This window comes from Epibacterium ulvae (genome assembly GCF_018678075.1).
Classification (GTDB): domain Bacteria; phylum Pseudomonadota; class Alphaproteobacteria; order Rhodobacterales; family Rhodobacteraceae; genus Epibacterium; species Epibacterium ulvae_A.
In genome coordinates this window covers 1-8,839 of sequence record NZ_JAHHIR010000049.1, presented here as the reverse complement: position 1 = coordinate 8,839, position 8,839 = coordinate 1, and the positions used below count along the sequence as shown (strand labels likewise).

9 protein-coding genes are annotated in these 8,839 nt (G+C 55.4%); 1 reads left to right on the top strand and 8 read right to left on the bottom strand.

Going from position 1 to position 8,839, the window contains the following annotated elements:
• Positions 1 to 449: 449 nt before the first annotated feature.
• The 8 genes from atzF to KMP13_RS12905 all read right to left on the bottom strand — a co-directional run bounded on the left by atzF (position 450) and on the right by KMP13_RS12905 (position 7,647).
• Positions 450 to 2,234 carry an allophanate hydrolase gene (atzF, locus tag KMP13_RS12940; RefSeq protein ID WP_215266263.1) on the bottom strand — a complete coding sequence of 595 codons (1,785 nt, stop codon included), beginning with the start codon at positions 2,232 to 2,234 and terminating at the stop codon, positions 450 to 452.
• Positions 2,235 to 2,237: 3 nt separating this feature from the next.
• The gene (locus KMP13_RS12935) at positions 2,238 to 2,864 is read right to left on the bottom strand and encodes an urea amidolyase associated protein UAAP2 (RefSeq protein ID WP_215266262.1); all 627 of its coding nucleotides are present in this window, start codon (positions 2,862 to 2,864) and stop codon (positions 2,238 to 2,240) included.
• Between the two features lie 11 nt (positions 2,865 to 2,875).
• The gene (locus KMP13_RS12930; protein ID WP_215266261.1) at positions 2,876 to 3,700 is read right to left on the bottom strand and encodes an urea amidolyase associated protein UAAP1; all 825 of its coding nucleotides are present in this window, start codon (positions 3,698 to 3,700) and stop codon (positions 2,876 to 2,878) included.
• Positions 3,701 to 3,775: 75 nt separating this feature from the next.
• Entirely contained in the window at positions 3,776 to 4,411 is a 636-nt protein-coding gene (locus KMP13_RS12925; protein ID WP_215266260.1) for a cysteine hydrolase family protein, read from the bottom strand.
• Between the two features lie 11 nt (positions 4,412 to 4,422).
• On the bottom strand, positions 4,423 to 5,247 hold the full coding sequence (locus tag KMP13_RS12920) for an ABC transporter permease (protein ID WP_215266259.1): 825 nt from the start codon (positions 5,245 to 5,247) through the stop codon (positions 4,423 to 4,425).
• Between the two features lie 4 nt (positions 5,248 to 5,251).
• Positions 5,252 to 5,941, bottom strand: a complete 690-nt coding sequence (locus KMP13_RS12915) for an ABC transporter permease (RefSeq protein ID WP_215266258.1) — start codon at positions 5,939 to 5,941, stop codon at positions 5,252 to 5,254.
• Positions 5,942 to 6,017: 76 nt separating this feature from the next.
• On the bottom strand, positions 6,018 to 6,788 hold the full coding sequence (locus tag KMP13_RS12910; RefSeq protein WP_215266257.1) for a transporter substrate-binding domain-containing protein: 771 nt from the start codon (positions 6,786 to 6,788) through the stop codon (positions 6,018 to 6,020).
• A gap of 64 nt (positions 6,789 to 6,852) precedes the next feature.
• Positions 6,853 to 7,647, bottom strand: a complete 795-nt coding sequence (locus KMP13_RS12905) for an ABC transporter ATP-binding protein (RefSeq protein WP_215266256.1) — start codon at positions 7,645 to 7,647, stop codon at positions 6,853 to 6,855.
• 117 nt (positions 7,648 to 7,764) lie between these two features.
• On the opposite strand from KMP13_RS12905, the gene KMP13_RS12900 reads away from it, so the two are divergent.
• Positions 7,765 to 8,658: a LysR family transcriptional regulator gene (locus KMP13_RS12900; protein WP_215266255.1), complete on the top strand. Its 894-nt coding sequence runs from the start codon at positions 7,765 to 7,767 to the stop codon at positions 8,656 to 8,658.
• The last annotated feature ends 181 nt before the right edge of the window (positions 8,659 to 8,839 follow it).

Below are 8,839 nucleotides of genomic sequence, written 5' to 3'. Positions count from 1 at the left end.
GCACAGATCAATGCCCAATACTTCGACATCCATCAGAATGCTCCTATCTCTCCACCGATGCCCGCAACAATAGCTGCGGTTTGGCAGGAAGGCAGTTCATACCATTAGCTCAGGCTGCCACTCACCCGATTTGTGCAACAAAGCCCTTTATGCGTATCAATGCCGATGATTACTGGATGTGTGGTCTTCATGATGCCCTCATTGCTAAGAATGCCCCGGATCGATCCGAAGGGAACAGGACTGTGATGGTACGCAGACCGTCAGGCTCCTATGAGGTCAAATCTCGCCCGCTTCCGGGGCGACTTGACGGTCAACACGTCAACACAATGACACGTGGTCAATCGTAACATGGGTCAGGCCATCAAGCCGCAAAACCATACTCACAGTCCTAGGAGTTCTTTCAGTTGCCTTAAACTCGGGGAGGAAGATGAGTGGGTTGCTTTACCGTGCTATGCAATCTTCGAAAGGTAGGCTTTCCAGCCTCCAAATTCTGTGATGTCCACGGCATTCCCCAATGTACGGCTCTCACAAATAAATCCGTTCACCTGTCGTCCGTCGGAAAGCAAAATTGTCCCCAAGCCAAGCGGTGCAGGAATGAGTTTGAGGAAGCCACCAAGTGTGCTTTCAGGGAGCCGCCAGATTTCCAGCTCAATACCGGCTCCGCCATTTTCGGGATCACGTACAAGTCCCGGTTTGGGAGGCGTTGTTTCGGCAAGCGCAAACAGCTTGTATTCCGGTGATGTCTGAACGGTTTCAAGCAGAACACCATCCCGTTCTGTAAGCTGGCTGTTCAAAGGCATACCCGTCAGATGAGCTCCGACAACGGCGATGTCGATGTAGGACCAACCTTCTGCGTCCGGTGTGTCCTGATCAGCTATTGTCAGTCGATCACGTCCAGTGCCGGCTGACAATAGCTGATGGATTTGACCACCAAAACGGGCAAGTGCTGAATCCGTGAAGGCCGGTGCGACGAGAGTGACGCCTGCGGGCAAGCCGTCTGTGCGGAACCCCGCCGGGACAGCGAACGCCGCGTAGTCCAGCAGATTGACACAGTTGGTGTAATAGCCAAGCTGCTTGTTGAGCAGGATCGGCTCCGCTTCCAGTTCCCTCAAAGAATAGAACGACGGCGTGGTTGGCACGCACATCACGTCGATATCGTTCCAGACCACATCAAGCGCGACTTTCGCTTCGGCAGCTTTGTATAGCGCGTCAAACGTATCTACAGCGCTGTATTGCAAACCGTCCTCAACGATCTCGCGGGTGATTGGGTGCAGCGGGTCAGGCGATGCATCAAGCCAAGGTGTCAGGGCGTGGGTACGCTCAGCCACCCAAGCCGAGCCGTAGAGCATTCGGGCGGTTGCGGCGAAGGGATCAAAGTCAAACGGGACAAGTGTGTAGCCAGCTTTTGAAAGGGCTGCACAGGCGGCCGCATAGTTATCCTCGGCCTGTGTATCACCAAAGAATTCAAGCGAAGCGGCGCTTGGCACACCAATGCGAATGTTGTCTTGTGGCAAACCTACGAATGCGGTGTCACGTGCATAGGGGTCTACCCCATCTACACCTGAAATGATGCCACGCACCATATCGGCATCCTTCGCGGTCAGCGCAAAAACCGACAGACAATCCTGGCTCTTGTTGGCAGGGAACACACCTGTGGTCGGAACCATGCCTTTGGTTGGCTTGACCCCGACGATATTGTTGAACGCCGCCGGAACGCGACCTGATCCTGCGGTATCTGTGCCAAAAGAAAAGCTAACGAGATGCGCCGCAACCGAGACGCCCGATCCAGAACTGGAGCCTCCCGAAATCATCGTGTCATCGAACACCGAATGGGGTGCGCCATAAGGCGATCGAACACCAACCAGCCCCGTAGCGAACTGATCCAGATTGGTCTTTCCAATCAAAACTGCGCCTTGATCGAGCACGCGTTGCACCGCCGTGGCAGTGCGCTCGGCCTCGGGTTGTTCGCCTGCCATGCCCATCGTTGTGGGCAGACCGGCAACGTCGATATTGTCTTTCACTGCAAAGGGAACGCCATGAAGTCGCCCGCGGTCTGCAGGATCGATGGCGTCCAATTCTGCCGCACGCGCCAGAACATCAGCATGGTCTATCCGTTTGATGAAGACCGCAGGGTCGCTGTAGTCGTCACAGTCGGCAAGGACCTGTTCCATCACATCGGTGACGGTTTCACCGCCTGCATAACGGCAGGCGAGTTCGCAAAGGCGTAAATCCATGGGTCAGTCTTCCTCAGGGGTCCAGATCAGCACGTTAACCGGCGTCGGGTTGAACCCGTTGCAGGGATTGTTAATCTGCGGGCAGTTGGAGATCAGGCAGATCACATCCATCTCTGCGCGCAGATCCAGCGAATTGCCCGGGGCGGACAGCCCGTCGGAAATGGCCAGCGCGCCCGTGGGCTCAATCGGGACATTCATGAAGAAATTGACATTGGCCACGATGTCGCGTCTCTCCATGCCCCACTTGGCGGCCTCTGTGATGAAGTTGTCGCGGCACGCGTGCAAATGGCGCACCTCATGGCCAAATCGCACTGTGTTGGCCTCACAAGAGCACGCCCCGGCAGACGTGTCGTGCGCCCCAACGGTATCACGTACAACCGTCATCATCGGGTTGCCTTCGTTTGACAGAAGCACTGAGCCTTCGGTGACATAGGGGGACTTTTGAGCAAGGACCGTATCTTGGGCCGAGTAACGTTCAGACGTATCGTCGGCGCTATAAAACAGCGTATCAACCGCCTGTTGGCCTTCAAGATCGATGATGCGCATCATCTGGCCTTTGCGAATGATCGCAGACCAGCCTACATTCGCTGGGATGTGGTGGTTGTCCGCGTGATTGGGGGCGTCGAGCATCTGGGCACTCCTTATGACAAGCGTTTACGGTCGCCGAAAAGGGCGTCGGTGTTTTCAAAGGCGCGCCGCGCCTCGACTGTCCCTGTGCGGGCCAGGTCGTCGGTCGCGGCGTGCGGCGCACGAAATTGCGTTACTGCCAAGGGCAGCGGCTCGCGATCCGGCGACATTGGATGTGCCGAGTTTGACAGGGTCACAATCAGATCCATTTCCGCTCGCAAATCAACAGTGAACGGACCGGTACTGTTTTGATCCGCCCAATACAGTCGACCGCCGGATTCGACCGATACCGGTGCAAAAAAGCTGATGCATGGTCCGACGTCGCGTTTGTTCAACCCGTTTTTTAACGCAGCGCGTAGAAAATGCTCCCGCCCGCTCTGCCAATCACCACCGTCCGCGGGGCCAGGCAAGGATACACCCGCCAAACAGTCGGACCGCCCAAAATCATCGTGGGTGATCGACACCATCGCACGCCCCATATCCGACAAAAGGACGCGGCCTGTGGTCATCTCGCTGGTCCATTGCACCTTGATTGTGTCACCGGGATTGAACCGTTCGGAGGTTTCGTCGGCGCGCCAGAAACAAGCCGCGACACCAGTTACGCTTTCGACCACAAGCCGCAAGCCGTCACCGCGTTTCAGACGGCCATGCCAATACCCTTTGCCCGGCACGGCATCTTCAAAGATTACTGATTGTCCATCAATTTCCGGTGCTAATTGAACCCGGGCGGCAGACTGGCGAGCGGCAAAATCACCGCCTTCTCCGTTCCCTGCGGCCTTGAGCCTCTCATACCGCTCCTGTGGCGTTTCACCTGTGCTCAGGGTAGTTTGAACTGTCATGATGATTGGCTCCTCGTATCTGGTAGAGTTATGAAATCGAGAGGGCAGCAGGAATTGACTGCCATCAAGATCGGATCAAGCGGCCTGCGTTTCAGCTTTGTTTTCCATCGCAGACAGGACCTCATCCAAGGTGCGGATCGCGCCGTGCTGAAGGTATTCCATCGCGTTGAGCGATGCCTGATGCGCCTCCAGGCTAGAACCAGCGACACAGTTTTCGATCACGCGGCAGAAATAGTCGCCCTGATGGGCATCAACGAATGTGTAATGCACGCAAACGTCGGTCAGGCCGCCCACAAGGATCAGAGTTTCCGCCTTGAGCCCTTTCAGCAAGATCTCCAAGTCGGTCCCGTAAAACGCGGAATAACGACGCTTGGAGATGCGGTAATCATCCGGAAGCATGCCGAGCTCTTCTTCGGCGAAGGCCGTCAGCGGGTTGCTGTCCAAGCAGTGTACATCTTCGTCGCCATCAGTTTCGCGCCCCATGTCGATCAAATTGGCGCGGTGGATTTCCTGGATGAAGATCACCGGAATTCCGACCTCGCGTGCCTTGTCTACCGCCTCTTTTGAACGCGCCATACGCTCTGCATAGTCTGGCATATGAGCAATCGCGCGTTTGTCATCCGGGATTGGTGCAAAGGCCGATTTCTGGATGTCGATAACGATTAGGGCCATACGCCCTTCGATCAGGTCGCGGTTTTTTGAATTGGTCATGTGAAAGCCTTTCAGCGGAGGTTTTGAGAATGGTGATCAAGGCGCGCGACTCGGGCCGCGATATTTGCCGTGCCGGGAACTGATGTTTCCCGAGGTCGCAGATGGCCGAGGAAACGTTTTTCTGCCATCTTGAAGGCGAAGGTGATGAGGAACACGATGGCCATGTAAAACATCATCGCCGTTAGAAAACCCTCATAGGCCAGGTAGTAGCGGCCATTCAGCCAGCGCCCGACCCCCAACAGATCCTGCAAGGTGACTGTGCTGGCGATCACGGACCCATGCAGCGTAAAGATAACCTCGTTCGAATAGGCAGGCAGGGCACGTCTGAAGGCGTTCGGCAAGATCACCAGCCGCATTCGTGTGAACGGCGACATGCCACAAGCCTTGGCGGCTTCGACCTCGCCATGCGGAGTCGCCTCAATGGCGCCGCGCAGGAACTCGGTGGTGTAGGCTGCTGTGTTTAATGTAAAGGCGATGATCACGCACCACCACGGGTTGCTCAGGATCGGGTCCCACAGGAAACTTTCCTGAACCGTAGTGAACTGACCAAGGCCGAAGTAGAACAGATAGACTTGGACCAAGAGCGGCGTTCCGCAGAAGACATATGTATAGACACGGATGGCAGGACTAAGAAACGGTTTGCGATAAGCCCGCGCGATGGCCAGTGGTACTGCGATCAGGCCCCCAACGAGAAGCGCCAGGAATGTCAGTTGGAGGGTGACCAAGGCTCCGTCAAAAAACCGTCCGAGATTGTCATAGATCAGCACAAAATCGATGGGGGATTGGTTCTCACTAAAGCTTTCCAGATACTCATAAAAGCTGCGTTCGGGGTTCATGGTGTTACGCCCTTCTCACGCCGACGGCGTATTTCCGGTCGACCATCCGCAGGAGGAGATCGGATAAGCCAGTGATCACCAGATAGACGCCCATCACCGCGATCATGAAGCTAAAGAGTTGATGCGTGGACCGGCCCGCTGAAAACGCGTTCCAGACCAGATCGTGCAGGCCGATCACCGAGACAAGCGCGGTGGATTTAACCAGCACCAGCCAGTTGTTGGTGAAACTGGGCAAAGCGAAACGCACCATTTGCGGCCAGGTTACGATGCGGAACACCTGACCGGGGGACATTCCCACCGCTCTGGCCGCCTCGATCTGGCCCTGCGGAATGGCGAGGATCGCACCTCGGAATGTCTCTGACATATAGGCACCGAAAATAAAGCCCAGCGTCAAAACCCCGGCAACAAATTGGTTGATCTCTATGTAATCCCAAAGGCCGGTCAGGCCACCAATCTGGCTCAGCAAAGTCTGGCCGCCAAAGAAGATCAGCATCATCAGCACCAGATCGGGCACGCTGCGCACAAATAGGGTATATACATTACCCATCCGCCGGATGCCGCGCGTCGGCGACAGTTTGGCAAAGGCCCCGATAAGCCCCAGGACAATGGACAAAGCCAAGGACAGAACCGCTAATGAGATCGTGACCAGTGTGCCTTGGATCAAGATCTGTCTGTACTCAAAGATCACGTCCATGTGCGGAACCCACCAATTGGATGCAGGATGCGACAGGAAAGCCGGACGGTTCCCCTGTCGTGCGATATCGGCTGGATCACTTGCCGTAGATATCGACGTCGAAATATTTGTCGTTGATCGTCGCATAGGTGCCATCGGCGCGGATTGCCTTGATGGCGGCGGACAGTTCACCCGCCAACTTATCACCTTTGCGCACGGCGATGCCGGTGCCTTCGCCGAGACAATCGGGATCGTCCACATCATCACCAAGAAAGGCAAATCCCTGACCCTGCTCGGTGTTCAAAAAACCGTCCATTGCCTGCAGAGTATTGTTCAACTGCATGTCCAGACGCCCGGCAACCAGATCCGCGAACACGTCTTCCTGCGTGTTATACAGGCGCAGGTCAGCCTCGGGATAAGCCTTTTCTACATGACATTGCAGCGTCGTGCCGCGCAGAACGCCGATCTTCAGATCCTTCGTGCCGTCGGCAGTCATCTCATAAGTAGCGCCTTCCTTGGCGACGAACCGCGATGGCGTGAAGTAGTATTTTTCAGAGAAATCGACGCGTTTCTTGCGGTCTTCGGTGATCGACATCGAGGCTACAATGGCGTCATATTTCCGGGCGATCAGAGCAGGGATCATGCCGTCCCATTCCTGCTCGACCAACTCGCATTCGCGGTTCATTTCTTCGCAAAGGGCAAGCGCGATATCGATGTCAAACCCGGACAGCGTTCCGTCGGCTTCCTTTTTCGAGAACGGAGGATAGGCTCCCTCCACACCGATTCGCAATGTGTCTGCGGATGCCATTCCGGCCATCAGCGTCAGCGTTCCAACGGCGGATGCGAGAAGTGTCTGTTTCAGTGTCATTTTGATGTTCCCTGGGTTGGAGTTTGTTTCAGTATTGGCCGGAAAGGGCGCGTCGAGACCTCGGCTATTGTCGTGTGTTCGACAGGAATTCCTTGAATCGCCCCGATTTCGGGCTTGCGAACATCTGGGCGGGCGCGCCCTGTTCCTCGATCAGCCCTTGGTGGAGGAAAATGACTTTTGACGAGACATCGCGCGCAAAAGCCATTTCATGGGTGACAACGACCATCGTGCGTCCCTCTTCGGTCAGCGAGCGGATGACTTTCAGCACTTCGCCTACAAGTTCGGGATCGAGCGCAGAGGTCGGTTCGTCGAACAGCATGACGTCAGGCTTCATCGCCAGCGCGCGCGCGATGGCAGCACGCTGTTGTTGTCCGCCGGAAATATGGGCAGGATAATAGTCGCGCCGCTCGTACATGCCGACGCGTTCCAGCACCTCTTTGGCCTGCTCTATCGCCTCGGCACGCGATTGTTTCAACACGTGGATCGGTCCCGCGATGACGTTTTCCATGACGGTCATGTGGGACCAAAGGTTGAACGACTGAAAAACCATTGCCAGTCTTGCGCGGATGCGCTCCACCTGCCGCGGGTCCGCGGGCCGGGCCACGCCGCTGCGATCTTGGGTCATCTTGATGACCTCACCATGGACCGATATTTGGCCGGATGTCGGCGTCTCTAGCAGATTGACGCAACGCAAAAGAGTGCTTTTTCCCGATCCGGAAGACCCCAATAACGAAATGACTTCACCTTCGCGGGCCTCTAGCGAAACACCCTTAAGGACTTCATGCGTACCGAATGACTTGTGAAGTTCATCGACTCCAAGCGAGACGTTCGTGTCTGCAGAAGGCAAAACAGCGTTCATACGGGTTCCTATGCAGTTTAATTGCTTGATTTGTAATTTGAAGGTTAACAACCAAATCCCAAGATCAGAAAGCGCGTTTAACTTGCGCTCAGCGAAGCTTTTACCTACGCTAAAATGATGGGAAACACGCTTCGTCACCTTAATGCTCTCAGGGTCTTCGAGGCCGCTGCACGACATTCCAGCTTTGCCAAAGCTGCAAGTGAGCTGAACTTAAGCCACAGTGTTGTCAGTCAGCATATCAAAAATCTGGAGCGTTGGTTCGAAACCGACCTTTTCATCAGGCACCGCAACCGGGTCGAGTTGAGCGAAGATGGGCGAACCTTACTTCCGCAAATCGCGAGCGGGCTTCAAACGTTGACGGATGCAAGCGAGACCCTGCTTCGAAAGACACGGACCGGTACGGTGGTTGTCAGCGCCGAGCCCGCGATTGCCTCACTCTGGCTGCGCAAGCGCATAACAGAGTTTTGCAACCTTTTTCCGCGAATAGACGTAGATCTGCGGCCAGCGTGGACACCGGCACAGATTGGCGACGGGCACGCCGACATTGTTATTCACTTTGAGACGCGACTACCGGGACGTGGTGTGGCAAAGGACAGATTGTTCCCGATTGATGGCTTTCCGGCCGCGACACCGCACTTGAGCGCTAAACTTTCGTCGCAAGATAACGAAGTCGATTGGAGTCGCGCGTTTCTCATCCACGACAATGGAAAAGAAACCTGGCACAAATGGTATGCGACCCACGAGCCGGAAAGCACTGGCTGGAACGCGGGCAAGGTCTATTCGGATCTTTCTCTCGCAATTGATGCGGCGGCGGACGGAGAAGGGGTTATCCTTGCAGACAAGATCCTTTGCGAGCGAGAATTATTTTCGGGGCGGCTAGTCCGCATGGATCCACGAAGTACCCGCTGCATCTGGTATGAAATTGGATTGGACAAGAATACTTCGGGATCGTCCGCAGCTTCATTCTTCAAGAATTGGCTGCTCGAACAGACAAAGCATCTACGTGATTAGCGAACACTTGGTCGGTAGCAACCGTCGACTCCTCCGATCTGCAAGACTGCCTCTTCATCTTACCCAGCTCACTCATAAAGCGGTCGTATGACCGCAACCAAATACTATTTAAAAGTGTGAGGATTGGTTGCGTTGTGCCCGTCCGTTGAAGGCACTCTGTGAAGTGGTCCGTCAAAATTGG

Bases quoted from the DNA above. Each gene is read 5' to 3' on its own strand.
- atzF (WP_215266263.1), bottom strand. From the start codon at position 2,234: ATGGATTTACGCCTTTGCGAACTCGCCTGCCGTTATGCAGGCGGTGAA.
- KMP13_RS12935 (WP_215266262.1), bottom strand. From the start codon at position 2,864: ATGCTCGACGCCCCCAATCACGCGGACAACCACCACATCCCAGCGAAT.
- KMP13_RS12930 (WP_215266261.1), bottom strand. From the start codon at position 3,700: ATGACAGTTCAAACTACCCTGAGCACAGGTGAAACGCCACAGGAGCGG.
- KMP13_RS12925 (WP_215266260.1), bottom strand. From the start codon at position 4,411: ATGACCAATTCAAAAAACCGCGACCTGATCGAAGGGCGTATGGCCCTA.
- KMP13_RS12920 (WP_215266259.1), bottom strand. From the start codon at position 5,247: ATGAACCCCGAACGCAGCTTTTATGAGTATCTGGAAAGCTTTAGTGAG.
- KMP13_RS12915 (WP_215266258.1), bottom strand. From the start codon at position 5,941: ATGGACGTGATCTTTGAGTACAGACAGATCTTGATCCAAGGCACACTG.
- KMP13_RS12910 (WP_215266257.1), bottom strand. From the start codon at position 6,788: ATGACACTGAAACAGACACTTCTCGCATCCGCCGTTGGAACGCTGACG.
- KMP13_RS12905 (WP_215266256.1), bottom strand. From the start codon at position 7,647: ATGAACGCTGTTTTGCCTTCTGCAGACACGAACGTCTCGCTTGGAGTC.
- KMP13_RS12900 (WP_215266255.1), top strand. From the start codon at position 7,765: ATGGGAAACACGCTTCGTCACCTTAATGCTCTCAGGGTCTTCGAGGCC.